We start from the raw sequence: 23,912 nt of genomic DNA on the forward strand, positions 1-23,912 counted from the left end.
GATCATCTGACCGCTCGCGTCGGCACCAGACCTACACTACACGGTGCAGTGTAGATGCTGCTACGATCTGCCGATGCCGACCGCAAAGACGCTGCGTGCAGGGTCCGCACAGAAGCGGGCCGCCATCCTCTCGGCGGCCCGGGAGTTGTTCCTGACCGACGGTTTCGACCGGTCGAGCGTCGACGCGGTCGCCGCCCGCGCCGGGGTGTCCAAGCGGACGGTCTACGACTACTTCGGCGACAAGCGGACCCTGTTGCAGGCAGTCTTCGACGCCGTGGGCCAGTCCTTGCTCACCACGATCCGGCGCACCCTCGACGACACGCTCAACGGCGTCACCGACGCGGCCGAACTGGAGCCCGCGCTGGTCACGTTCTCGATGCGGATCGCGACCGACATGCTCGACTCGGCGGAGTACGCCACGCTGCAACGGCTGGTCCGGACCGGATCCGGTCACCTGCCGCACCCGGACGAGCACGCACTGACCAACGCACCCGAGGAGGCCATCGGTGAACGCTTCGTCGCCCTCGCCGGTGCCGGGCTGCTCGACGTCCCCGACGCGCGGCTCGCCGCCGACCACTTCATCGCACTGACCTTCGGGGTCACCATCAGCAGGCTCGGTTCCGCGAACGCCGCCGAGGACACCCGCGTCCGGCCACTCATCGTCGAGGGAGTGCGGGCGTTTCTCCGGGCATACCGGACCGGATGATGCCGGCGGCGGGCCCGGCCGAGCCGTTACCGGCGTTGCCAGCGGACGGTGCGCTGGGCACCACGCCTAGCCGAAGGGGTGGGTGTCCGGCTCGTAGACCTGGCCGGGTGCGGGCACCTTCAGGTCGATCAGGTACTCGGCGGTGGCGGTGTCCAGCCTGGCCGAGTTGCCGAGGATGCAGTGCCCGAAAGCGTCCACCGACAGCAGGCGGGCGAACCCGAGTTGGTCGGCCATCCGCTCGGCGAACGCGTACTGGGTCGCCGGGTCGTAGTAGTTGCCGATCACCAGCACGGGATGCTCGGTGGAGCGGTTCCACGGGCCGCGGTAGGCGTCCGGCTCCCGCACCGGCCACGTCGCGCAGCCCGCCGCGTCGGAGAACGCCTGGATCCGGCCGAAGGTCGGCATCTCACGCTCCCACTCACCGGCCATCGCGGGAACCTCCTGCTGGGCGTGCTGGAATCGCTTGTCCGAGCAGTTCACGCCGAGGTAGGCGTCCTGTGAGGTGTAGGGGCTGTCCGGGCGCACGTCGAACCGGCTGTCCTCGGCCGGGTCGAGCAGGGTGGACAGGTCGTCCCGTGCCGGTGCCTGCTCCTCCGGCTCGGTGGCCTGCGGCGGGTGCAGCACCTCGTACAGCTGCTGCAGATCCTGTGCCAGGCCGGGGAAAGCCTGCGGCGCGTACAGTGCCCCCGCCACGCCACCGGTGAACGCGTTGATGTCCACCGTGTCCCCGTCCGGCAACTCGATCGGCTCCCGGCGCAGCCGCTCGCGTAGCTCGTCGAACTTCTTCCTCGGCCTGCCCTCGCTGAACGCGCACCGCTCACGCACCTGCCCGCACTCGGTGAGGAAGGCATCCAGCGCGACCTCGAAACCCTTCGCCCGTTCCCGCTCGTACCGGGCGCTGTCGCCGGTGCGTAGCGCGGGGTCGACGTTACCGTCCAGCACCATCGCCCGCGCCTTGCCCGGGAACATGTTCGCGTAGGTGGCCCCGATCAGGGTTCCGTAGGAGAAACCGACGTAGTTGAGCCGCTCGTCGCCCACCGCGGCGCGCAGCAGATCCAGATCGCGTGCTACGTCCTTTGTAGACAGATGGTTCAGCAACGCGCCGGTGTTCGCCGCGCAGAACTCACCGTATTCCTGGTAGGCCCGCAGTACGTCGGATATCCGCTGCCGTTCCAGCGGGACCGGAACCTGCTCGCCGAGAACCTCGTAGGCGTCCTCCTCGGTGGTGAAGCACCGCACCGAGGAACTCTTACCCACCCCACGCGGGTCGAAGCCGATGAGGTCGAATCGCTCCAGCACCGGCGGTTCGAACAGCTGGTCCGCCAGCACCGGCAGGGTCCGGCCACTGCCACCGGGACCGCCGGGGTTGAGGAACAGGGAACCGATCCTGGCGTCCGGATTTCCCGCCGCCCGCCGCATCAGCGCGAGGTCCACGGTGCCGGCCGCGGCGTTGTCGTGGTCCAGCGGTACCCGGTAGGTCGCGCAACTGAACTGGTCCCGTTGCTCCTCCGGCACCGTCTCCAACGCCGGTTCGGCGCACTCTCCCCACTGGACCTGTGGCACGCCGGCCGCCGGTTCACCGGGTGCGGAGCCCTCCCCGGTCGCGGCCGCCGGGCTCGCGGTGAGCGCGACCGCCACCGCGAGTGTCCCGGCCACCAGGCCCCCGCGCGCCCGAGCTCGCCTCGTCGTCAACACCCGTTCCCCTCCCACAATCGTGCGACACCGTTCTTCGACCGATCCGTTCAGGGGTAAGAATCGCACAACAGGGAGATCGAACACATTAACCGAAAGGATGGTTCAGGCCTATTGACACCCCGAGGGTTGTGCACAATCCAGGCGATGGGGCCGCCCGGAGCCTGCGGAGGGCGGCTCGTGAGGCCTGGATACGAGGTGAGGAGCGGACGGAAGCCGCACCTCCGGCTGTGCACGACCCTCATTGCGGAAGGCAGCCGCCTGGCACGGTCAGTACGAATATCGGCAGCCGCCGTTCCGCCGCCTTCCTTTCCATCTCGTAACCGGGCCAGAATTCCTGCAACTCCGCCCACAGCCGATTGTATTCGGCGCCGTCCACCTCCCGGGCACGAGCGGGCAGCACCCGCCGTCCCCGCCGCACCGTCGCGGCCGGCCGCGCCCGCAGGTTGTGTGTCCACGCGGGATCGTGCCGGCGTCCCCAGTTGGAACCGATCAGCACCAGCTCCTCGCCGCGCGGCAGGCAGAGCAGGTTCGCCGTCCTCGCCAGCCCGCTCCGCCTGCCGGTGGTGGTCAGCCGGACCGAGGGCAGCCCGGCCAGCGCCACCAGGCCGAACCGGCCGCCGGACAGGGTGTGCAGCCGGTGGTCCAGCCGGACGATCAGGTCCGCGTGCCGCATCAGCCACGGCCGGGTGCCCAGCGTTCTGGCCACTGTGGTGAGTGGGTTCCTCACGTCGCGCGGGCGAGCGAGACGCCGAACCGGCCGCCGGTGTCGGTCCACCACCGCTCGACGGCGAAACCCGCCTCGGCCAGCTCGCCCGCCACCCCCTCCCGGCGGAACTTCGCCGAGATCTCGGTACGCATTTCCTCCCCCTCGGCGAACCGCACCTCGAGGTCGGCGCCGGGAATGTGGACCAGCATGTCGGTGGTGGCGCGCAGCCGCATCTCGATCCATTCCCGCTCGCCGTCCCAGCGGGCCACATGCCGGAACCGGTCAGGGTCGAAGTCCGCGCCGAGCCGCTCGTTGATCACGCGCAACACGTTCCGGTTGAACTCCGCGGTGACCCCTGCCGCGTCGTCGTAGGCCCGTACCAGGGTATCGGGATCCTTCACCAGATCGGTGCCGAGCAGCAGCCACTCCCCCTCGGCGAGCACGTCCCGCACCGATCGGAGGAACTTCGCCCGCTCCGCGGGCACGAAGTTGCCGATGGTGCCGCCGAGGAAGACGACCAGCCGGGGCGGCTGCCCCGGCAGCAGGCCCAGATGCTGGGTGAAGTCGCCGACCACGCCCCGTACGGCGAGGCCAGGGTAGTCCTCGGTGATCGCGGCCGCGGCCTCGGCCAGCGCGGACTCCGACACGTCCATCGGGACGAAGGTCTCCAGCGTGCCGTGCCCCGTCAGCGCGTCCAGCAGCGGCCTGGTCTTCTCACTCGACCCGGACCCGAGTTCCACCAGCGCCCTGGCTCCGGTGGTGCTCGCGATCCACCCGGCCGCCCGGCCGAGGATCTCCCGTTCGGCCCTGGTCGGGTAGTACTCCGGCAGGTCGGTGATCCGGTCGAAGAGCTCGCTGCCGCGCGCGTCGTAGAACCACTTCGAGGGCAGCCACTTGGCCGGTGCGGTGAGCCCTTCCCGGACATCGGTGCGCAGCGCGCCGGTGTCCTCGACCCGGTGGTGGACCTCGAGATCCACGTCCTTCATGACAGGTCACTCCGATCTGTGCTGATGGGGTGAAACTCCACGGAACCGGCCCTGGCCAGCACCGCGTGGCCGTCCGGAACGGGGATCCAGCCCGGCTCGGGGTCACAGGGTTCGGAGGCGAGCACGGTCGCCTCCGGCGTGCTCCGTACCGACAGCGCGTGTGTCCAGGCCGTCGCCACCGCCACCCGGCCGTCGGTGAGCAGCAGGTTCAGCCGGGATCCCGGCGCCGCCCGCTCCACCTCCCGCACCACGTCGGTGACCGCGGTCAGCGGGTCGCCGCCGGCCGCCAGCCGCTGCCGCACCAGCGCCCACAGCGACGCCGAGTCGGTGGGTGCCGGCAACCGCAACAACTCGGTGACCGGGAGCTTCTCGGCGAGCCCGGCGACCGAGTCGGGCCAGCCACGCACCACGCCGTTGTGGCTGAACAACCAGCGCTCCCGCGCGAACGGGGCGCAGGCGGCCTCGGTCACCGGCATCCCGGGCGTTCCGGACCGCACCGCCGCGAGGAAGGCGGTCGTGCGCACCGAGCCCGCGATCGGCCGCAGCCCCCCGTCGGTCCACAGTGGACCGGGGCGACGGTAGCGCACGGGCTCACCGGAGCCCGGGTACCAGCCGAGGCCGAAACCGTCCGCGTTCACCGTGCCGCCCGCCCGCATGTCGGCCGGCGCGTAGGACTGCCGCAGCAGCGAGTGCGGCGCGTCGAACACCAGCTCCGTGGGCGCGCAGGGCGGACCGAGGTAGGCGAGATGGCGGCACACTAGATGCTCCTCGCGCACCGGAAACCGGCGAAGATCTGCCTGCGGATCGGGTAGTCCCAGTTCCGGAAGGTGCCCCGTACGGCCGCGATGTCGGTACCGAACGAACCGCCGCGCAGCACCTTGTGATCCGGCCCGAAGAACACCTCCGAGTACTCCCGGTACGGGAACGCGGTGAAGCCGGGGTATCCGCGGAAGTCCGATCCGGTCCATTCCCAGACGTCGCCGATGAGCTGGTGTACCCCGAGCGCCGAGGCGCCGTCCGGATAGGCGCCCACAGGCGCGGGCCGCAGGTGCCGCTGCCCGAGATTCGCCTGGTCGGCCCGCGGTTCCTCGTCACCCCACGGGAAACGGCGCGAGCGCCCGCTCACCGGGTCGAACCGCGCGGCCTTCTCCCACTCCGGCTCGGTCGGCAGCCGCTTGCCGGCCCAGCTCGCGTAGGCCTGCGCCTCGTGGAAGGAGACGTGCACCACCGGTTCCTCCGGTGGCACCGGTTCGTCCACGCCGAACCGCCTGCGCCACCACCGTTCCCCCTCGCGGCGCCAGAACCGTGGCGCCACGATCTCGTGCGCGCGCACGTACTCCCAGCCCGCCGCGCTCCACCACCGGCTCTGGGCGTAGCCACCGGACTCGACGAACTCGAGATAGTCGCCGCAGGTGACCGGCAGGGTGTCGATGGCGAAGGCATCCACGTGCACCTCGTGCGCCGGGCGCTCGTTGTCCAGCGCCCAGGGTTCGACCGAGGTACCCATCAGGAAGGTGCCCGCGGGAACCCGCACCTCCGCAGGCAGTGGCCCCGCGCGCCGCGGTGGGGTCGGCCCCGCGCGCAGCACCGGCTCACCCCTGCGCAGTTGGTGCGTGGCCAGCATGGTCTCGTCGTGCTGCTGCTCGTGCTGGGTGATCATGCCGAACGCGAAGGCGGTCTCGGTGAGCCTGCTCCCGGTCAGCCGCGCGGTGCCCAGCACGTCGAAGGCCTTGTCCCGCACCTCGCCGACATAGGCACGCGCCTCGGCCGGCCCCAGCAGCGGCAACGTGGGCCGGTCGGCCCTGGGATGCTGGAAGGCGTCGTAGAGGTCGTCGATGTCCGGGCGCAGCGGCTCCCTGCCACCCACGTCCCGGACCAGCCAGATCTCCTCCTGGCTGCCGATATGCGCGAGGTCCCACACCAGCGGGGACATCAGCCTCGAGTGCTGGCGCACCAGATCCTCGTCGTCCACGGCGTCGGTGAGCGTCCTGCTGCGCTCCCTCGCCCTGGTCAGTGCCCGCGCGGTGTGCTCACGCAGCCGCTCGGCGCCGAGTTGGTGCAGGGGGTTCGGCGATTCGGTATGCCGGACGGACATCGGGTCACTCCTTCCCCGCGTGCCGCAGACGCAGCCGCACGCTGTCGGTGATCTCGGCGAGGGTGGCTTCGGGCAGTCCGGTGCGCGCGAGTTCGGCGCAGCCGAGCTCCACGACCTGGCCGGCCGCCGCGGCGATCTCCGGCACGGCGAGGCCGTACCTGGCCGCCTGCTCCCACCGGTCGGCCACCGGCGCACACACCGTCAGCGCGCGATGCGCCGTTGCGGGTCGATCCAGCAGCGCGACCAGTAGCGCCACCGGATCCAGCCAGCGGTCCGGTGGCTGCGCGTCGAGATAGCGGGCCTCCACGTAGCCACGCGGGCGGACCGGGGTGAACATCGTGGTCAGGTGGTAGTCCAGGTCGGCCGTGGTCGGTGGGTCCAGCACGCCCGCGGCGCCGCGTCCGGCGACCCAGTCGGCGAAGGTCAGGCCCGCCGGGGCGTCCCACGGCCCTTCCGGGCGGCGCAGCACCATCAGCGGGGTGTCCATCATCCGGCGCGCCCAGTCCCGCGCCGGATCGGGTGAGGCGATGGCGGGCCGGGTGCGAGCCCGCTCGGTGCCCATCACGGCCAGCCAGCGCGCCGAGGCGTGCCCGGTGTCGGCCCCGGCGTGCCTGCGGGAGTTGGCGAACAGCGCCAGCAGCACGGGGCCCAGCGCGTGCGCCGCGGCCCAGCGTTGCGCGATGTGTTCCCGCTCCCCCGCGTCCAGGCAGATCTGCAGGCCCGCCGTGCTGCACATCATGGTGATACCGCCGGTCCCCATCGGCGCGAACCGGCGTTCCATCGCGGCGTACCGCTCGGTGGTGAGCACCCTGGACGGCCCACGATGCGGATCGATCCCGTGCTCGCCGAGGCGTAGCCCGGCGCGGGTGAGCAGATCGGTGAGATGGCGCAGATCGGCGGAGACCGCCGCGGACAGCTCGGTGAGCGATCGCCGCGGGGGCGCGGAGATCTCCACCTGGGCGCCGGGTTCGAGGGTGAGGGGTGACCCGCCCGGCAACGGTTGCGCCGGACTGTCCGGGCTCAGTGTGCGGGGGGCGTGCGGGCCGAGTGCCTCGGCGAGATGAGTGGGATCGAGCGGACGGCTGGGCTCGTCGATGTGGTGCACGGTGTACTCGAGTTCGACGCCGATCAGCCGCGGGGGCCCGTGTTTGAAACACACCGAGGCGACATAGGCCTCGCCTTCCGCGCGATCGGAGACCACCCGCGCGGAGGTCTGCTCCGCCGCCGCGTCGCGCTGGGATGTTCGGTTGATGTGCGGGAAGTGATCGTGAACAGCCGTCATGACATCCGCCTGCCGTCCAGTCCGGTCCATCGGAACACTCGCTCGCCGACGTTACACGGGGGGTACGACAGGACGCAGGTTTCGCGAGCCCGCACGGGTCGGAGCAGTGCGGGGTCACGGCAGTGGTGAGCGCACGCCGAGGCCGAGCTCGGCCGCGGCCGTGCGTACCGCGTCGATGACGAACTGCAGCGAGGGCCTGCGGGAGGCCGTGGTGCGGTAGGCGATGGACACCGTGCGCATCACCGGGCTGGTCAGCGCCACCACGTCCACCCCGGGAGGGCGCAGGGTCAGGCCCAGGTCGGAGACCAGCGTGATGCCAAGCCCTGCCCCGACCATGGCCATCGCGGTGGCCTGCTCACCGACCTCGTGGTTGATCTTCGGCTCGAACCCGCTGCGCTGGCAGGCGATCAGCACCGCCCGACCGAAATGGCTCCTCGGCCCGGCGAGGATCCACGGGTGCTCGGCCAGCTCCAGCAGGGAGACCGAGCCGGCCGGGATCGCACCGGTCGGCACGGCGGCGTGCAGCCGCTCCACCGCGATCACCGCCCGCTCCAGGCCCGGCTCCCAGGGCATCGGCATGTCCGAGTAGTCGATCACGAAGGAGAAGTCCAGCGCGCCGTCCCGGACCGCACCCGCGGTGTCCTCCGGGGCCAGTTCCCTGGTGCGCACCTCGATCCCGGGATGGTCGGCCGCCAGGGTGGTGAGCGCGGTGGGCAGCAGGCCGGAGGCAACCGAGGCCCACACGCCCGCGGTGAGCCGCACCGAGGCGGTGTCCTGTGCCTCCTCCAGTGCCAGCGTGGCCCGCTCCACCGAGCCGAGGATGTCCTCGGCGTGCTCGGTCAGCAGCATCCCCAGTTCGGTCAGCTGCACCCGGCGGCCGAGCCGCTCGAAGAGCTTGGCGCCGACATCCCGCTCCAGCTGCGCGAGTTGTTGGGACACGGCCGATGCGGTGTAGTGCAACGCCGCCGCGGCCGCGGTGACGGTGCCCCTCCGGTGCAGCTCGCGGAGCATCCGCAAGCGGTGCAACGAAAGCTCCATGCAGGAAGCGTAAAGGCAAACGTGCATGATCCTTAACTGGACGCGCGGCCGTGGCTACCGCACTGTGGTGGTACCGGCCCGCCACGGGCAGCCACCAGCGGACACCGCAGCTCACCAGCGTCGACAACGCCGAACGCAACCGCTTTCGGTGAGTTGTCGTGTGCCCGCGGTCGCGAACCGACCAGGCCGGCAGGCTGAACGCCCGCAATCGACACGAATGGCTTGGAGGTGGGTTGAGTGAACACCGAGAAGACCGAACCCCTGCTCAGGTTGACCTGGACCGACCCGGTGACCGGTACCCGTGGTTACCTCGTCGTGCACACACTCGTCTCCGGGCTGGCCACCGGCGGCACCCGGATGCGGCCGGGCTGCACCCTGTCCGAGGTGGAGGACCTCGCCCGCGGCATGGCGGCCAAAACGGCCGCGTTCAACCTTCCGGTCGGCGGCGCCAAGGGCGGCATCGACTTCGACCCCAAGGACCCGCGCGCGGTGGGCGTGCTGGAACGCTTCTGCGCGGCCATGCGCCCGTGGCTGGACGACCACTGGGTGACCGCCGAGGACCTCGGCGTGCCACAGCACCTGATCGACGAGGTGTTCGCCAGGCTGGGGCTGCAGCAGTCCTACCACGCGGCGATCAGCCGTTCGAGCGCTCCGGAGCGGACCCTGCGCCGGGTGCAGGCCGGACTCAACGCCCCGGTGCCCGGTGGGCTGCTGCTGGGCGACGTGGTCGGCGGCTACGGCGTGGCGCAGGCCTGCCTCGGCGCCGCGGGCACCTGGGGCTGGGAGACCGCGGCCACCACCGTCGCCGTGCAGGGCATCGGCACGATGGGCGGCGGCGCGGCCTGGTACCTGCACGAGGCCGGGATGCGGGTGGTCGCCGTCGCGGACGCGGCGGGCACCCTGTACCACCCGGACGGGCTGGACATCCCCGCACTGCTGGAACTGCGGGACGCCTTCGGCGAGATCGACCGGGAGCGCGTGCCGGCCGAGGTGCGGCGCCTGCCCCGCAACGCCGTGCTCGGTATCGAGGCCGACATCCTCGTTCCGGCGGCGGTGTCCTACGCGATCACCCCGGACAACACCGTGGACGTCGCGGCGAGGGTGGTGGTCGAGGCCGCCAACTCCGCGACGACGCCGGAGGCCGAGGCCATGCTCGGCGCGCGCGGCATCCCGGTGATCCCGGACTTCGTGGCCAACGCCGGCGCGGCCGCCTGGGCGTGGTGGCTGCTGCTGGGTGAGGTCGGCGCGAACCCTGCCGACTCCTTCCAGCGGCTGCGCTCGGAGATGCAGGCGAAGGTGGCCCTGCTGCTCGGCCAGTGGAACACCGAGGCGACGCCACTGCGGCAGACGGCGTGGGAGCTGGCCGCGGCCAACCGGGGCCTGTTGCAGGACCGGCCCGTGGACCAGCAGGTCGTCACCATCCCCTGAATCACAGTACGTACGTACGGATTGCACTGATCCTGTCCCAGATGACAGGATCGGGGGATGCCACGGGTCAGCCAGGACCATCTTGCCGCACGCCGCCGCCAGATTCTCGACGGGGCGCGGGCCTGTTTCGCGCGGCACGGCTACGAGGGCGCGACCGTGCGGCGGCTGGAGGAGGCGACCGGGCTCTCCCGTGGCGCGATCTTCCACCACTTCCGGGACAAGGAGTCGTTGTTCCTCGCGCTCGCCGAGGACGACGCCGCGCGGATGGCCGATGTGGTGGCCGCCCAGGGTCTGGTGCAGGTGATGCGGGACCTGCTGGCCAACGGCAGCGCGCATCCGGCCGACTGGCTGGGCACCCGGCTCGAGGTCTCCCGGCGGCTGCGCACCGACCCGGAGTTCCGGGCGCGGTGGGCCGAGCGCTCCGAGCGGCTCACGGTGGCCACCCGCAACCGGCTCGCCCGCCAGCGGGAGGCCGGCAACCTGCGCGACGACATCGATATCGAGGTGCTCACCGCCTTCCTCGAGCTGGCGCTGGAAGGCCTGGTCTCGCACGTGGCGATGGGCCTGCCCGCGGACGACCTCGAGCCGGTGCTCGATCTGGTGGAGGAGACCGTGCGCAGGCACCGCGCCAGGGACGAGCCCCGTTAGCTCATCCCGAGCTGCTCACGCAGCTCGCCGGTCCGGCGCAGCTCGTCCGGGACGCCATCCGGCTCGGTCCCGGCGAGCCCGGCCAGTAGCTGCCGTGCCAGCTCGTCCTCGCCGAGCCGGACCGCGAGGTCGGCACGCATGACCCGGCCACGGAAACGCAACTCGGCCGGTTCCGGGCCGTCCGTGGCCGCGCGGTCCAGCACTCGGGTCAGCACCCGCGTCGCGGCGAGCGGATCGTCGTGCGAGTCGGCGAGGATCACGGCGGTCTCCAGCACGTGCGCGAGGCCGCGCCGCCCACCGGTGGCGAGCCCGTTGGTCAGCTCGCCGATCCGCTGCCCGATCCGGACGTAGTTGCCGCCGGGGTCGATCACGATGAACTGGCGCACGCCCGAGCGCAGGTCCTTCACCGGATTGATCCGCGGGATGCCGCGGGCGGGCACCTTGCCGACGTGGCGCGGAGCCCCTCGGTGAACGCCTGGTAGAGCGCGTCCACCTCGTCCGTGGAGACGTAACAGGTGCTGTGGTTGGCCGCCGGATCGACAGCCTTGAGCACGAAGGTGCGGGTGGGCCGGGACCGTGATGCAGTGGAGGAATGGAGCTTCTCGACGCACACGGCGAGGCGATGCGCGGGTTCGACCGGGTGGTGCACCGGATCGGGCCCGGCCAGTGGCACGAGCCGACGCCCTGCACCGAGTGGGACGTGCGGGACCTGCTCACCCACCTGGTGAGCGAGCAACTGTGGACGCCACACCTGCTCGCCGGCGCGACCCTGGCGGAGATCGGTGACCGGTTCGAAGGCGACGTGCTCGGCGCCGCCCCGATCGACGCGTGGGAACGTGCCTCGGCCGCGGCACGGGAGGCGTGGACCGCGCCCGGGGCGCTGGACCGCACGGTGCATGTCTCCGGCGGCGAGGCCGAGGCGACCCGGTACGGCTGGGAGATGACGGTCGACCTCGCGGTACACGGCTGGGACCTGGCCACCGGGATCGGCGTGCCGCACCCGATCGGCGAGCCGCTGGCCACCACCCTCCTGGAACGGTTCCGGCCATGGGTGGACGAGTGGCAGGGGCTCGGCATCTTCGCGCCGCCCGTCCCGGTGTCCCCGGACGCCGACGCGGCGACCGAACTCGTCGCGCTGCTCGGCCGCGACCCGCGGTGATTCAGGGGTGTACGGGGCGACCCGACCCGTACCGCACACGGTCGGCGGTTGCATTCGCTAAACTAGGGGAATCGCTATAGCCGGATCTTTCTCGAGGAGTGGCACCTTCCGTGCGCGACGCGCCGTCACCTGGTGACAGTACTTGGCCGGGTGACCTGCCCGGCTCTCCCGTTGCCCCCGCCGACGCCGGCGGTGTCCGCTGATGGACATCGTGCTCGCCGTCGCCGGCGTTCTGTTCGTCCTCCTGCTCACCGTCGGCACCGGCCTCGCGGTCGCGGCCGAGTTCTCGCTCACCGCGCTCGAGCGCAGCACGGTGGAGACCGACGTCCGACAGGTCGGTGACCGCCGGTCCAAGGCCGTGCTCAAGGCGCACCGCACGCTGTCCTTCCAGCTCTCCGGTGCGCAGGTCGCGATCACCCTGACCACGTTGGTCACCGGGTACGTGGCCGAACCGATGATCGGCGAGCTCATCCGGCCCGCGCTGGACGGGCTCGGCCTTCCGGCGGGCATGACCCGCGGTGTGTCCCTTGTGCTCGCCCTGTTCCTGGCCACCTCGCTGTCCATGGTGGTCGGCGAGATGATGCCGAAGAACCTGGCGATCGCCCGGCCGCTGCAGACGGCCCGCGCCGTGGCCGGTTACCACTCCCGGTTCTCCGCGCTGTTCGGCTGGTTGATCAACCTGATGAACAACAGCGCGAACTGGGTGGTGCGCAAGCTGGGCATCCAGCCGCAGGAGGAGCTGCGTTCGGCCCGCTCCCCGCAGGAGCTCGGCTCGATCGTGCGCAGCAGCGCGGAGAGCGGCACGCTGGACACCTCCACCGCGGAGTTGCTCGGCCGCTCACTGCGCTTCGGTGAGCGCACGGCCGAGGAGCTGATGACGCCGCGGGTCCAGGTGGAGTCGCTCACCGTGGACGACACCATCAACGACCTGGTGGAGCTGTCCCGGCGCACCGGATTCTCCCGGTTCCCCGTCTACGCCGAGGACCTGGACGACGTGCAGGGCGCCGTGCACATCAAGCAGGCGTTCACCGTGCCGCGCGCGGAACGGGACACCGTGCCGATCGGTTCGGTGATGCGGCCGCTGCCGACCGTCCCGGAGTCACTGCCCGGCGACTCGCTGCTGGACCGGCTGCGCGACTCGCGGTTCCAGCTGGCGCTGGTGGTCGACGAGTACGGCGGCACCGCGGGAATGGTCACCCTCGAGGACGTGGTCGAGGAGATCATCGGCGACGTGCGCGACGAGCACGACGCGCTGGAGGCCCCCACCTCGCGGCGCCTCGGGACGGACAGCTGGATGGTCTCCGGGCAACTACGTGCGGACGAGGTGTTCGACATCTCCGGCTTCCGGATGCCCGAGGGGGACTACGAGACGGTGGCCGGGCTCCTGCTCGAGAGGTTGGGCCGCATCCCCGAGGCCGGGGACCAGCTGGAGGTGGACGGCTGGCGGTTCACCGTCACCCGGATGGACCGGCACCGCATCGCCGAGCTGCGGCTGGACGAGGTGGCCCGTTGAACGACTGGCTCGCCATCGCGATGATCGCCGTACTACTGCTCGCCAACGCCTTCTTCGTCGGCGCGGAGTTCTCCCTCATCTCCTCCCGGCGGGACCGGCTGGAAGCCCTGCTCGAGCAGGGCAAGACGCGGGCCCGGATCGTGATCAACGCGAGCAGGAACGTCTCCCTGATGCTGGCCGGCGCCCAGCTGGGCATCACGATCTGCTCCCTGCTGCTGTTGCAGGTCGGCGAGCCCGCGGTGGCGCACCAGCTGGAGGCGGCGTTCACCGCCGTGGGACTGCCGCTGCCGGGGTACGTGCTGCACCCGATCGCCTTCGCCTTCGCGCTGACCGTGATGACCCTGCTGCACGTGCTGATCGGCGAGATGGTGCCGAAGAACCTCGCCATCGCCGAGCCGGAGCGGCTCGCGCTGTGGCTGGTGCCTGCGCACGTCGCCTGGGTGAAGCTGGCCAACCCGTTCATCTGGCTGCTGAACTTCGTCGCCAACCTGCTGTTGCGGGTGGTCAAGGTGCAACCGAAGGACGAACTCGAGACCGCCTACACCTCCGCCGAACTGGCCGACCTGCTCCGGGAGTCGCGCCGGGAGGGGCTGCTGGACCAGTCCGAACACCGCAGGTTGAGCCAGACCCTTTCCTCGGTGCAGAAGACCGTGGCCGACATCCTGGTCCCGGTCGACGAGCTCAAGACCCTGCCGAGCAGGCCGACGGTGGGTGACGTGGAGCGCGCGGTGTCCTCCACCGGCTTCTCCCGCTTCCCGGTGCGCACCGAAGCGGGAGAGCTGACCGGGTACGTACACGTGAAGGACGTGCTGGACCAGGCAGGCGACCACCCGGGGACCGTCGTGCCCGCGGCCAAGACCCGGCGGCTCACCGAGCTGCCCGCACACCTGCGGCTGGACGAGGCACTGTCCGCGATGCGTGCCGACGGCAGCCACCTCGCCCGTGCGGTGGACACCGACGGCAGGGCGATCGGCGCCGTCGCGCTGGAGGACCTGGTCGAGGAGTACGTGGGCACCGTACGGGACGGCACGCACGTCACGGGGGCGCCATGAGTTCGGCGACCGTGCCGGCCACCGTGCTCGAGCAAGCCGAGTGGCAGGCGCGGGAGCGGGCACATCGCGACCGGATGCGCCGCTGGACCGTCCCGCACCAGCGGCGCCGGGCCGGTGGCATCAAGCACCCGGTGCTGGACTTCCTGTTCACCTACTACTCGCACCGGCCGAGCCACCTGGAACGCTGGCAGCCCGGTCCGGGAGTGCTGCTCACCGGCCCGGACGCCCGGCGGTTCCTGGACCGGCCCGGTTACCGGGAAGTGTCCGGCGGGGTCGCGCTGGACCGCTCGGCGCTCACCGAGCGCACGGCGAGCACCGCCCGGTTCGTCTGTTCCCTGCTGGAGGCCACCGCCGCCCGCGCCCCGCGGCTCAGCTGCTTCGGGCTACACGAGTGGGCGATGGTGTACCGCCAGCCGGCCGATCAGGTCCGTCACGCCCAGTTACCCCTTCGACTCGGATCGGCTGGTACCGACGAGGTGGTGGAGTCACTGGACATCCGCTGCGGGCACTACGACGCGTTCCGCTTCTTCAGCACGCCCGCACGGCCGCGCAACGCGCTGCAACCGACCAGGGCGACTCAGATCGACCTGGAACAACCCGGTTGCCTGCACGCCAACATGGACCTCTTCAAATGGGCATACAAGCTGGGCCCTTTCGTCCCGGCCGAACTGCTCGGCGACTGTTTCGAACTCGCGGCGGAGATCCGGATCCTGGACATGCGGGCCAGCCCGTACGACCTTTCCGACCTCGGATATGAGGCGGTGCGCATCGAGACCGCGGAAGGCAGGGCCGAATACGCCAGGGCACAGGCCGAGTTCGCCCGGCAAGTCACTCCCCTGCGCGAACGGCTGATCGCACACTGCCACGAATTGCTGGTGGGGAATAAACACGATCACAAAAGTGATGGCGACTGATTGCCTACCGATCGCGGCCGATTGCCTACGCGGTATCGCTAGATTTTCTCCGCAACCTTAACCTGTTAGAGTGACGACGTTTTTGGCTTTGTACACGGAGTGCGGCCAACTCGGGGAAGCAGGCGCGAGAGGGAACGATGGGGAGACACAGCAGGGTGGAGCACCCGCGGCGTCTCGACGAGCGTACGACCACGGGCAGTCACCGCGCGGTCGGCAGGAAGGCTCGGCGGCGGGTCGCCCCCTGGCCGATCGCCTGCGTGGCACTGGTCGCCTTGCTCGTGCTCGGCTGGATGGGCTGGAACTGGGCCGACGGCCTGCTCAACAGCAGGGCACAGGCGCAGGGCTCGGGCTGCGCGGAGGGCGAGGCCACCGTGAACGTGGTGGTGACCCCGACCGCGCACCAGCCGGTGCGGACCGGGGCGGCGCGCTGGAACGAGGCCGACACCGTGGTGCGGGCGCACTGCGTGCACGTCGTCGTCCGGGCCGAGTCCTCGGAACGGGTGCTGGACGCGCTGGCCGGGCGGTCCGACCTCGCCGCCATCGGGGGCCAGCCCGCGGCCTGGATCCCGGAGTCCTCCTGGTGGGTGACCGAGCTGACCACCAGCAAGCCGGAACTGATCGCCGCCGCACCGGAGTCCATCGCGCACGCGCGGTCGGCCGACTACCCGTTCCTCGGGCTGTCCGGGGAGAACGTGGACACGGTGCAGAAGCACGCGGCCCAGTCGTTCCGGGCCTTCCTGCTCGAACCCGCCCAGCAGGCCGCGTTCGAGCAGGTCGGGCTCACCGCCAACTGAGCAGCCGGGACGAAGCCGCAACTCAGACGCCCTTCAGCGCGGCCAGCCGTCAGCAGCTCGGCGCCGGGGCGGCCAGCTGCCCGTCGACGGTTTCGGCGACGTGGTCCATACCGTGGTCCAGCGGGCTCGTGGGTTCCGGTGACGGTGGTGCGGCCATCGCCACCGCACACGCCCGCGGGCTCGTCCACCGTCCCTGACCGACGCCCGCGACGGGCGCGACCGCCGAGCCCGACCGGGTCACGCTCCACCCCGGAAAATCGCATGAGATCGACGCGACGATGCGGAACACTCGGCCCGACCGATGAGTTCTGTCAGGTGTGCCGGTCTGTACCGGTGTCCCCACCCAGGTTCGTCCCGGCAGCCCCTGGCTGCGCGATGCCTGTGCCGGAAACCCAGCGAGGTGCTGCCATGCCGAGTGCTGTCCAAGAACGACCCGCCGCGCAGGCGGGCCGCACACCGGTCGTGGTGCGGCTGCTTGTGCTGGCCACCTTCGTGGTGATCCTCAACGAGACGCTCATGCTCAACGCCATTCCGCGGTTGATGGACTCGTTGCACGTCACCGAGCAGGCCGCGCAGTGGGTGTCCACCGCGTTCATGCTCACCATGGCCGCCGTGATCCCGGTCACCGGCTGGTTCCTGCAGCGAGTCACCATCCGCCAGGCCTACGCGATCGCGATGGGCGTGTTCCTCGTGGGCACCGCCCTGTCCGCCGTCGCGCCCTCCTTCGCCGTGCTGCTGCTGGGCCGGATCGTGCAGGCCTCGGGCACGGCCGTGATGATGCCCCTGCTGATGACCACGTTGATGACCGTGGTACCCGAACAGGACCGGGGCCGGGTGATGGGCAACGTCACCCTGGCGATCTCGGTGGCACCCGCGCTCGGCCCGGCCGTGTCCGGGCTGATCCTGCAGGTCGGCTCCTGGCGGCTGCTGTTCGTCGCCGTCTTGCCGATCGCGGCCCTGGTCACCCTCTTCGGGCTGCGCAAGCTGCACAACATCAGCGAGCCGCAGGTGAGCTCCATCGACTGGCTCAGCGTGGCCCTGGCGGCGCTCGGCTTCGGCGGCCTGGTGTACGGCCTGAGCCTCTTCGGCGAAGGCGAGGCCATCGGACCGGGCCTCGGCATCGTCGCCGCCGGGATCGCGGCGATCACGGCTTTCGTGCTCCGTCAGCTCAAGCTGCAACGCACCGGTGTGCCGCTGCTGGACCTGCGAGCCCTCGCACACCGCACCTACGGGCTGTCCCTGGTCCTCATGTCCATCGGGTTCCTCGCGATGCTCGGGTCGATGATCCTGCTGCCGCTGTACCTGCAGAACCTGCGCGGGCTCAGCCCGCTGCGGACCGGCCTGCTGCTCATGCCGGGCGGCCTGGCCATGGGCCTGCTGGGACCGACCGTCGGAAAGGTGTTCGACCGGTTCGGCAGCCGGCCGCTGGTACTACCCGGCTCGATCGGCATGGTGCTCGCACTCGGCGGGCTCACCCAGGTCTCGGCAACGATGCCGTACTGGCAGGTGCTGGGGCTGCACGCGCTGCTGATGGTGGGCCTGGCGGCGACGTTCACCCCCGTCTTCACCCTCGGCATGGGCGCGCTTCCCCCGCACCTGTACTCGCACGGCAGCTCGATGCTCGGGACCTTGCAGCAGGTCTCCGCGGCCTTCGGGACCGCACTGGTGGTGACCGTGATGTCCGCGCGCGCGGGCGACCTGGCCGCCGACGGCGTCGCCGCCGAACCCGCACAGCTCAGCGGGATGACGCTGGCTTTCGGCACCGTGGCCGCCCTCGCACTGGTGACGGTCGTCGTCGCGGCGATACTGCCGCGCCGGGTCCCGTCCGCCGAAGCCTGAAGGTCAGGCACGACGGGCGCCGGACCGGGGCGTGTCGCGACCGTGGATCCCCGGACCGGCGCTCCCTCGCGCCGTCGAGCAGGGACAGCGACTCCCGAGCTCGCCGCCCGCTACGGCGCGACCGTGCTGGTCGTGGTCCCCGACGAGTGGCTGTGATCCGCCTCGCTGCGGTGGTCGGCGGCGGTGATGAGCTGGTCGAGTCGGCGGAGGGTGTGGGTCATCTCCTCCACCCTGGTCGCGAGGCGGTCACGTTCGGCGCTGAGCATACGGCGCTGTGCGGCGGAGGTGCGGCCGTTGTTCACGCAGGGCAGCAGTGCCGCAATGGCACGGCTGCCGAGGCCGGCCGCGTAGAACTGCTGGAACAGGCGTACCAGCTCGACGGTGTCCGCGGTGTAGCGGCGCTGTCCCGACGGCGTGCGCTCCGGGCTGAGCAGGCCTTGTTCCTCGTAGTAGCGCAACGCGCGCACGGTCACCCCGGCCCGCCGGGCGAGCTCGCCGATCTTCATCGCCGGATGTCTCCCTTCCCCGCACTTGACTCTCACGTCGGCGTGAGGTTCTAGCGTAGCGAGCGTGGACATTCGAAACGAGATTGCGCTGGTCACAGGCGCGAACCGGGGTATAGGACACAGCGTCGTCACCGAGTTGCGGCGCAGGGGCGTCACCAAGGTCTATGCGGCCGCTCGCCGACCGGAGACCGTCCCCGAGGCTCCCGGTGTCGTCCCGCTGATGCTGGACGTCACCGATGACGCGTCCGTCAGCCGGGCCGCGGCCACGGCCGGCGACACGACACTGCTCATCAACAACGCCGGCGTGTCGACCTTCGCCCGGCTCACCGACGGCGCGGAGGAGGACATGCGGCTGGAAATGGAGACCAACTACTTCGGCACCCTGCGCATGGTGCGTGCCTTCGCGCCGGTCCTGGGCGCCCATGGCGGCGGCGCCGTGCTGAACGTGCTGTCGGTCATGGCGTGGATGGCGTACGAGCACTCCAACAGCTACGGGGCGTCCAAAGCCGCGGCCTGGGCGCTGACCAACGGCATCCGGTACGAGCTCGCCGGGCAGGGCACCCAGGTCACGGCGCTGGCCATGGCCACCGTCGAGACCGACATGACGGCCGGCATCGAGGACGAGAAGTCCGACCCGGGTGTGATCGCCCGGGCGGCGCTGGACGGCCTCGAGGCCGGTTCCCTCGAAGTACTGGCCGACGGGCGGACGGCCCAGTGGAAGTCCCGGCTCGGCGACGACCCGGCCCTGCTGTATCCGCAACTGCGCGCGCACGACACCGTCAGGCCGTAAGCCCGCACCACCCGGGGCGGATGCCGGCACCCTCGGCCACCGTCCCGGGCGCGGCACCCCTCCGCACGTGCCCGGTCACCGACCCTGACCGCGCAGCAGGGCCGCGGTCGCGGCGTCGGCGGGGAAGAAGGACTCGATCGACAGCTCGGCCAGCGTGACGTCCAGCGGGGTGCCGAACGTGGCCACGGTGCTGAAGAAGGCCAGTTCGTCGGTACCGTGCCGGAACCGGAGCGGGACCAGGATGTCACCGGGACCGGGCACCTCCACCTCGGGCACCGGCTGCGCGCAGGGATAGCCGCGTAACTCCTGGAGCAGGTCGGCGAGGTACGGGTCCCCGGTGGCCCGCACCTCCCGCCGCAGCCTGCCGAGCAGGTGTGCCCGCCACTCCCCCAGGTTGACCACGTGTGGCGCCATGCCCGCCGGGTGCAGGGTGAGGCGCAGCACATTGACCGGCGGCGCGGCCAGCTCCGGGGAGATCACGTCCAGGAACAGCGCGACGCTGTCGTTGCCGTCCATCAGGTTCCACCTGCGGTCGAGCACCACCGCCGGGTACGGCTCGTGGCCGGCGAGCAGCTGTCGTACGGCCCGCCGCACCGCGGCCAGCTCGGGCGCGGCCAGGTCGCTCTCGGTGTAGACGGGCGCATAGCCCGCGGCCAGCAGGAGCTGGTTGCGCTCCCGGAGCGGGATCTCGAGATACTCCCCCAGCCGCAGCACCATCTCCCGGCTCGGCCGCGCCCTCCCGGTCTCGACGAAGCTCAGATGCCTTGTCGAGATCTCCGCGGCGATCGAGAGGTCGAGCTGGCTGATCCGGCGACGATCCCGCCATTCACGCACCATCTCGCCAACCCAGCGCCGGGCTTCACCTGCCGCGGGCATGGTCGTCGAAGTCGTCACCCGGCCACGTTATGGGGTGGCCGTCCGCGCCGCCATTACCTCCGAGGTAACCGAACGGCCTGCGCGCCGGACAACGCGCCGCGCGGAAAAGCACGTACTGCCGAGAACCATTTCGTCCCACACGTCCGAATAGCGCGACGGCGGGCACGGTTCGTGGTGCCGGAATTCGCGAAACCTGCCGCACACATCACATCGCCACACCTGTGCACAGTGGAGCACCGGGCATATACTTAGTTAGTGCAAGCATCTATGCGCCTCGATTCGCCTCCTGGCGCACGCATTTGTCGTGATTGAGAGGCTGACCAATGGCGACCCATTCGTGGCCCGAAACCGACGGTATCGGGGACTCCGACGCCGAAGAGGAACGCCGCGTCGCCGAGTTGTGCGCGAACGACCCGCAGGTGCGGGACGCCGCCCCGCTCGAGGCGGTCAGCGCGGTGGTACGGGAGTCCGACCTGCCGCTCGCGCGGATCGTGCAGACGCTCATGGAGCACTACGCGGATCGGCCGGCACTCGGCGAACGGGCGACCGAACCGGTGACCGACCCGCAAACGGGACGCACCTCACTGCGGCTGCTGCCGAGGTTCGAGACGATCACTTATCGGGAACTGTGGGCCGCGGTCCGCGCGATCGCGGCGGAATGGCGACACGATCCGCGACATTCGTTGAGCGCGGGCGATGTCGTCTGCGTCCTCGGATTCACCAGTAGCGACTACGCGATGCTCGACCTGGCCTGTATTCATCTCGGCGCGGTCGCCGTACCACTGCAGTCCAGCGCGCCGGTCTCCCAGTTGACGCCGATCATCGCCGAGACCGAACCACGTATTCTGGCCGCGAGTGTCGAACACCTGGACACCGCCGTCGAGGTCGCCGTGGCCGGCACCTCGCTGCGGCGCCTGATCGTGTTCGACTACCACCCGGAGGTCGACGAGCAGCGCGACCGGCTCGCCGCCGCCCGGAGGCGGCTCGCCGAGGCGGGCAGCGCGGTGGTGGTCGACTCGCTGGCCGCGGTGCGCGAGCGTGGCCACGCCTCCCCGGCCGCGCCGCTGTTCACCCCCACCGCCGATGCGGACCCGCTCGCCCTGCTGATCTACACCTCCGGCAGCACCGGTACCCCCAAGGGCGCCATGTACCCGCAGCGGCTGGTCCGCACCCTGTGGCGTGGTTTCTGGCCCGGAACGCGCAACCTGCCCACGATCGGCATCAACTACCTGCCGTTGAGCCACCTCGCCGGCCGCATCTCACTGGTGGGGACCCTGTCCCGAGGGGGAACCGGCTACTTCACGGCCAGGAGTGACCTGTCCACCCTGTTCGAGGACATCGCGCTCGCCCGCCCCACGGAGTTGACCCTGGTCCCGCGGGTGTGCGACATGCTGTTCCAGCACTACCGCGGTGAACTCGACCGGCGGGCGCCGGAGGCCGCCGACCAGCAGGCGATCGAGGCCGAGGTGCGGGCGGACCTGCGGGAGAACCTGCTGGGCGGACGCGTCCTGCGAGCCACCTGCGGGAGCGCCCCCCTGTCCGCGGGCATGACCACGTTCGTCGAGTCCTGCCTCGGCCTGCGGTTGCACGACGGCTACGGGTCCACGGAGGCCGGTGGGGTGCTGCTGGACACGCGGGTACAGCGCCCACCGGTGCTCGACTACAAGCTCGTCGACGTTCCCGAGCTCGGCTACTTCCGGACCGACTCGCCGCATCCCCGGGGGGAGCTGCTGGTCAGGACCGAGACCATCGTGCCGGGATACTTCCGGCGGCCCGAGGTCACCGCCGAGATGTTCGACGAGGACGGCTACTACCGGACCGGCGACATCATGGCCGAACTCGGTCCGGACCGGCTGGTCTATGTGGACCGCCGCAAGAACGTGTTGAAGCTCTCCCAGGGCGAGTTCGTGGCTCTCTCGCATCTGGAAGCCGTCTTCGTGAACAGCCCGCTGATCCGGCAGATCTTCGTCTACGGCAACAGCGAACGTGCCTACCTGCTCGCGGTGCTCGTGCCCACCCCGGAAGCGATCGCGAGGGCACGGCAGGAGGCGGACCTCAGGTCGTCGCTCAGCGAGTCGCTGCAGCGGGTCGCGAAGGAGGCCGAGCTGAACTCCTACGAGATCCCGCGCGACTTCCTGATCGAAACCGAACCGTTCAGCGAGGAGAACGGGCTCCTCTCGGACGCGCGCAAGCTGCTGCGCCCGAGGCTCAGGGAGAAGTACGGGGAACGCCTCGAGCGGCTGTACGCCGAGCTGGCCGAAGGGCAGGCGGACGAGCTGCGCGAGCTACGGCGGCACGGTCGGCACCGGCCGGTGCTGGAGACCGTCACCCGGGCGGCGCAGGCCGTGCTGGGCTGCTCGACCACCGAGCTGAGCGCCGAGGCACACTTCACCGAACTGGGCGGCGACTCCCTGTCCGCACTGTCCTTCGCGAACCTGCTCCGGGAGATCTTCGAGGTCGACATCCCGGTGGGCACCGTGATCAGCCCGGCGAACGACCTGCGCCGGCTGGCCGGTCACATCGAGGCGGCCCGTGGGTCCGAGTCACGGCGGCCCACCTTCGCGACGGTGCACGGCGCGGAGAGCGTGGAGGTCCAGGCGCGCGACCTGACGCTGGAGAGGTTCGTCGACGACCAGACGCTCGCCGAGGCCGGCACCCTGCCGCGTGCCGCCGTCACCCCGCGGACCGTCCTGCTGACCGGGGCGAACGGCTATCTCGGGCGCTTCCTGTGCCTGGAATGGCTGGAGCGGCTGGCGCCGGCCGGTGGGCGGCTGATCTGCCTCGTGCGGGGAAGCGACGCGGCCGCGGCGGAGCAGCGACTCGCGGACGCGTTCGACAGCGGGGACGCCGAACTGGTTCGGGATTTCCGCGAACTCGCCGCGGGGAGTCTGGAGGTTCTCGCCGGCGATATCGGCGAACCGAATCTCGGTCTGGACGACCAGACCTGGCGGCGGCTGGCCGGCAGCGTGGACCTGATCGTCCACCCGGCCGCGCTGGTCAATCACGTGCTGCCCTACGAGCAGCTGTTCGGCCCCAACGTCGTCGGCACGGCCGAGCTCATCCGGATGGCCCTCACCACCCGGATGAAGCCCGTCACCTACCTCTCGACGGTGGGTGTGGCCGCGCAGGCCGGTCCGTCGGCGCTGCGCGAGGACGCCGACATCCGCACCACCAGCCCCGTGCGCCAGATCGACCAGAGCTACGCGGGCGGCTACGCGACCAGCAAGTGGGCCGGTGAGGTCCTGCTACGGGAGGCGCACGAGCGGTTCGGGCTCCCGGTCGCGGTGTTCCGTTCCGACATGATCCTGGCGCACGGCCGGTACACCGGGCAGCTGAACGTGCCCGACATGTTCACCCGACTGCTGCTCAGTCTCGTGCTCACCGGCATCGCGCCGCGGTCGTTCTACCGGACCGGCGCCGGCGGCGATCCGCCACGGGCGCACTACGACGGGCTGCCCGCCGACTTCACCGCCGAGGCGATCGCCACCCTCGGTGGGCGGCTCACCGAGGGGTTCGAGACCTTCAACACGGTCAACCCGCATGACGACGGGATCTCCCTCGACGTCGTCGTCGACTGGCTGGGCGCGGCAGGCCGCCCGCTCCAGCGGGTCGACTACCAGGACTGGCTCGCCCGCTTCGAGACCGCGCTCCGGGCGCTCCCGGAACGGCAGCGGCAGCACTCCGTGCTTCCCCTGCTGCACGCCTTCCGGGAGCCCGAGGAGCCGGTGCGCGGGTCCGCCATCCCGGCCGGGGAGTTCCACGCCGCCGTGCGGGCCGCCAAGATCGGTCCGGACAAGGACATCCCGCACCTGTCCGCGGAGCTCATCGGCAAGTACCTCACCGACCTGCGCCAGCTCGGCCTGCTGTGACGGCCCGTGCCGAACC

22 protein-coding genes are annotated in these 23,912 nt (G+C 70.9%); 11 read left to right on the plus strand and 11 right to left on the minus strand.

Translation table 11 applies throughout. The annotated features are described in order from the left end of the window. Positions 1-73: 73 nt before the first annotated feature. Complete coding sequence (locus FB471_RS02150) at positions 74-706, plus strand: TetR/AcrR family transcriptional regulator (protein WP_141995677.1); 633 nt, start codon at positions 74-76, stop codon at positions 704-706. A gap of 66 nt (positions 707-772) precedes the next feature. Here the strand turns inward: FB471_RS02150 and FB471_RS02155 are convergent, their stop codons facing one another. The 7 genes from FB471_RS02155 to FB471_RS02185 all read right to left on the minus strand — a co-directional run bounded on the left by FB471_RS02155 (position 773) and on the right by FB471_RS02185 (position 8,508). After that, a complete protein-coding gene (locus tag FB471_RS02155; RefSeq protein ID WP_425457021.1) occupies positions 773-2,401 on the minus strand; it encodes an alpha/beta hydrolase in 1,629 nt (542 codons plus the stop codon). Between the two features lie 238 nt (positions 2,402-2,639). Next, on the minus strand, positions 2,640-3,074 hold the full coding sequence (locus FB471_RS02160) for a nitroreductase family deazaflavin-dependent oxidoreductase (protein ID WP_142001494.1): 435 nt from the start codon (positions 3,072-3,074) through the stop codon (positions 2,640-2,642). A gap of 50 nt (positions 3,075-3,124) precedes the next feature. Next, the gene (gene egtD / locus FB471_RS02165) at positions 3,125-4,093 is read right to left on the minus strand and encodes an L-histidine N(alpha)-methyltransferase (protein WP_141995678.1); all 969 of its coding nucleotides are present in this window, start codon (positions 4,091-4,093) and stop codon (positions 3,125-3,127) included. Then, positions 4,090-4,851, minus strand: a complete 762-nt coding sequence (egtC, locus tag FB471_RS02170; protein ID WP_141995679.1) for an ergothioneine biosynthesis protein EgtC — start codon at positions 4,849-4,851, stop codon at positions 4,090-4,092. The genes egtD and egtC overlap by 4 nt, the downstream gene beginning before the upstream one ends. After that, a complete protein-coding gene (gene egtB / locus FB471_RS02175; RefSeq protein WP_141995680.1) occupies positions 4,851-6,188 on the minus strand; it encodes an ergothioneine biosynthesis protein EgtB in 1,338 nt (445 codons plus the stop codon). Before egtB ends, egtC begins: the two co-directional genes overlap by 1 nt. 4 nt (positions 6,189-6,192) lie before the next feature. Continuing rightward, on the minus strand, positions 6,193-7,470 hold the full coding sequence (gene egtA, locus FB471_RS02180; protein WP_141995681.1) for an ergothioneine biosynthesis glutamate--cysteine ligase EgtA: 1,278 nt from the start codon (positions 7,468-7,470) through the stop codon (positions 6,193-6,195). A 114-nt stretch (positions 7,471-7,584) separates the two neighbouring features. Next, positions 7,585-8,508 carry a LysR family transcriptional regulator gene (locus FB471_RS02185; protein WP_141995682.1) on the minus strand — a complete coding sequence of 308 codons (924 nt, stop codon included), beginning with the start codon at positions 8,506-8,508 and terminating at the stop codon, positions 7,585-7,587. 237 nt (positions 8,509-8,745) lie between these two features. On the opposite strand from FB471_RS02185, the gene FB471_RS02190 reads away from it, so the two are divergent. Both FB471_RS02190 and FB471_RS02195 read left to right on the plus strand, forming a co-directional pair. Beyond that, complete coding sequence (locus FB471_RS02190) at positions 8,746-9,936, plus strand: Glu/Leu/Phe/Val dehydrogenase dimerization domain-containing protein (protein WP_141995683.1); 1,191 nt, start codon at positions 8,746-8,748, stop codon at positions 9,934-9,936. Positions 9,937-9,993: 57 nt separating this feature from the next. Then, complete coding sequence (locus FB471_RS02195; protein WP_141995684.1) at positions 9,994-10,584, plus strand: TetR/AcrR family transcriptional regulator; 591 nt, start codon at positions 9,994-9,996, stop codon at positions 10,582-10,584. Here the strand turns inward: FB471_RS02195 and FB471_RS02200 are convergent. Continuing rightward, on the minus strand, positions 10,581-11,024 hold the full coding sequence (locus FB471_RS02200) for a VOC family protein (RefSeq protein WP_141995685.1): 444 nt from the start codon (positions 11,022-11,024) through the stop codon (positions 10,581-10,583). The two genes, FB471_RS02195 and FB471_RS02200, sit on opposite strands and share 4 nt — an antisense overlap. A 152-nt stretch (positions 11,025-11,176) precedes the next feature. Here FB471_RS02200 and FB471_RS02205 point away from each other — a divergent pair, with 152 nt between their 5' ends. From FB471_RS02205 to FB471_RS02225, 5 genes are all read left to right on the plus strand, one after another. Then, entirely contained in the window at positions 11,177-11,743 is a 567-nt protein-coding gene (locus FB471_RS02205) for a TIGR03086 family metal-binding protein (RefSeq protein WP_141995686.1), read from the plus strand. 202 nt (positions 11,744-11,945) lie between these two features. Further along, on the plus strand, positions 11,946-13,256 hold the full coding sequence (locus FB471_RS02210; protein WP_170220670.1) for a hemolysin family protein: 1,311 nt from the start codon (positions 11,946-11,948) through the stop codon (positions 13,254-13,256). Then, entirely contained in the window at positions 13,253-14,308 is a 1,056-nt protein-coding gene (locus FB471_RS02215; protein ID WP_141995688.1) for a hemolysin family protein, read from the plus strand. The genes FB471_RS02210 and FB471_RS02215 overlap by 4 nt, the downstream gene beginning before the upstream one ends. Beyond that, positions 14,305-15,222 (plus strand): 3-methyladenine DNA glycosylase, encoded by a 918-nt coding sequence (locus tag FB471_RS02220; protein ID WP_141995689.1) that lies wholly within the window; start codon positions 14,305-14,307, stop codon positions 15,220-15,222. The genes FB471_RS02215 and FB471_RS02220 overlap by 4 nt, the downstream gene beginning before the upstream one ends. A 137-nt stretch (positions 15,223-15,359) precedes the next feature. Beyond that, positions 15,360-16,016: a substrate-binding domain-containing protein gene (locus tag FB471_RS02225; protein ID WP_141995690.1), complete on the plus strand. Its 657-nt coding sequence runs from the start codon at positions 15,360-15,362 to the stop codon at positions 16,014-16,016. 49 nt (positions 16,017-16,065) lie between these two features. Here the strand turns inward: FB471_RS02225 and FB471_RS02230 are convergent, their stop codons facing one another. Beyond that, positions 16,066-16,257, minus strand: a complete 192-nt coding sequence (locus FB471_RS02230; RefSeq protein WP_141995691.1) for a hypothetical protein — start codon at positions 16,255-16,257, stop codon at positions 16,066-16,068. Positions 16,258-16,424: 167 nt separating this feature from the next. Here FB471_RS02230 and FB471_RS02235 point away from each other — a divergent pair, with 167 nt between their 5' ends. Beyond that, positions 16,425-17,855, plus strand: a complete 1,431-nt coding sequence (locus FB471_RS02235) for an MDR family MFS transporter (protein ID WP_141995692.1) — start codon at positions 16,425-16,427, stop codon at positions 17,853-17,855. A 110-nt stretch (positions 17,856-17,965) separates the two neighbouring features. Here the strand turns inward: FB471_RS02235 and FB471_RS02240 are convergent, their stop codons facing one another. Continuing rightward, positions 17,966-18,361, minus strand: a complete 396-nt coding sequence (locus FB471_RS02240) for a MerR family transcriptional regulator (RefSeq protein ID WP_141995693.1) — start codon at positions 18,359-18,361, stop codon at positions 17,966-17,968. A 64-nt stretch (positions 18,362-18,425) separates the two neighbouring features. On the opposite strand from FB471_RS02240, the gene FB471_RS02245 reads away from it, so the two are divergent. Continuing rightward, positions 18,426-19,151 carry an SDR family oxidoreductase gene (locus FB471_RS02245; protein WP_141995694.1) on the plus strand — a complete coding sequence of 242 codons (726 nt, stop codon included), beginning with the start codon at positions 18,426-18,428 and terminating at the stop codon, positions 19,149-19,151. A 75-nt stretch (positions 19,152-19,226) separates the two neighbouring features. Here FB471_RS02245 and FB471_RS02250 read toward each other — a convergent pair whose 3' ends face one another. After that, entirely contained in the window at positions 19,227-20,027 is an 801-nt protein-coding gene (locus tag FB471_RS02250) for a helix-turn-helix domain-containing protein (protein WP_142001496.1), read from the minus strand. A 323-nt stretch (positions 20,028-20,350) separates the two neighbouring features. On the opposite strand from FB471_RS02250, the gene car reads away from it, so the two are divergent. Further along, positions 20,351-23,896, plus strand: coding sequence for a carboxylic acid reductase (car, locus tag FB471_RS35450; protein WP_141995695.1), 3,546 nt, complete (start codon positions 20,351-20,353; stop codon positions 23,894-23,896). Positions 23,897-23,912: the final 16 nt, after the last annotated feature.

Origin of the sequence: Amycolatopsis cihanbeyliensis (assembly GCF_006715045.1) — a bacterium.
Taxonomy (GTDB): Bacteria; Actinomycetota; Actinomycetes; order Mycobacteriales; family Pseudonocardiaceae; genus Amycolatopsis; species Amycolatopsis cihanbeyliensis.

Excerpts from the sequence above, each read along its gene's own strand:
- egtD (WP_141995678.1), bottom strand. The coding sequence starts at position 4,093 with ATGAAGGACGTGGATCTCGAGGTCCACCACCGGGTCGAGGACACCGGC.
- egtB (WP_141995680.1), bottom strand. The coding sequence starts at position 6,188 with ATGTCCGTCCGGCATACCGAATCGCCGAACCCCCTGCACCAACTCGGC.
- FB471_RS02185 (WP_141995682.1), bottom strand. The coding sequence starts at position 8,508 with ATGGAGCTTTCGTTGCACCGCTTGCGGATGCTCCGCGAGCTGCACCGG.
- FB471_RS02250 (WP_142001496.1), bottom strand. The coding sequence starts at position 20,027 with ATGCCCGCGGCAGGTGAAGCCCGGCGCTGGGTTGGCGAGATGGTGCGT.
- FB471_RS02205 (WP_141995686.1), top strand. The coding sequence starts at position 11,177 with ATGGAGCTTCTCGACGCACACGGCGAGGCGATGCGCGGGTTCGACCGG.
- FB471_RS02225 (WP_141995690.1), top strand. The coding sequence starts at position 15,360 with ATGGGGAGACACAGCAGGGTGGAGCACCCGCGGCGTCTCGACGAGCGT.
- FB471_RS02240 (WP_141995693.1), bottom strand. The coding sequence starts at position 18,361 with ATGAAGATCGGCGAGCTCGCCCGGCGGGCCGGGGTGACCGTGCGCGCG.
- FB471_RS02235 (WP_141995692.1), top strand. The coding sequence starts at position 16,425 with ATGCCGAGTGCTGTCCAAGAACGACCCGCCGCGCAGGCGGGCCGCACA.
- FB471_RS02220 (WP_141995689.1), top strand. The coding sequence starts at position 14,305 with ATGAGTTCGGCGACCGTGCCGGCCACCGTGCTCGAGCAAGCCGAGTGG.
- car (WP_141995695.1), top strand. The coding sequence starts at position 20,351 with ATGGCGACCCATTCGTGGCCCGAAACCGACGGTATCGGGGACTCCGAC.
- FB471_RS02150 (WP_141995677.1), top strand. The coding sequence starts at position 74 with ATGCCGACCGCAAAGACGCTGCGTGCAGGGTCCGCACAGAAGCGGGCC.
- FB471_RS02160 (WP_142001494.1), bottom strand. The coding sequence starts at position 3,074 with ATGCGGCACGCGGACCTGATCGTCCGGCTGGACCACCGGCTGCACACC.
- egtA (WP_141995681.1), bottom strand. The coding sequence starts at position 7,470 with ATGACGGCTGTTCACGATCACTTCCCGCACATCAACCGAACATCCCAG.
- FB471_RS02210 (WP_170220670.1), top strand. The coding sequence starts at position 11,946 with ATGGACATCGTGCTCGCCGTCGCCGGCGTTCTGTTCGTCCTCCTGCTC.
- FB471_RS02195 (WP_141995684.1), top strand. The coding sequence starts at position 9,994 with ATGCCACGGGTCAGCCAGGACCATCTTGCCGCACGCCGCCGCCAGATT.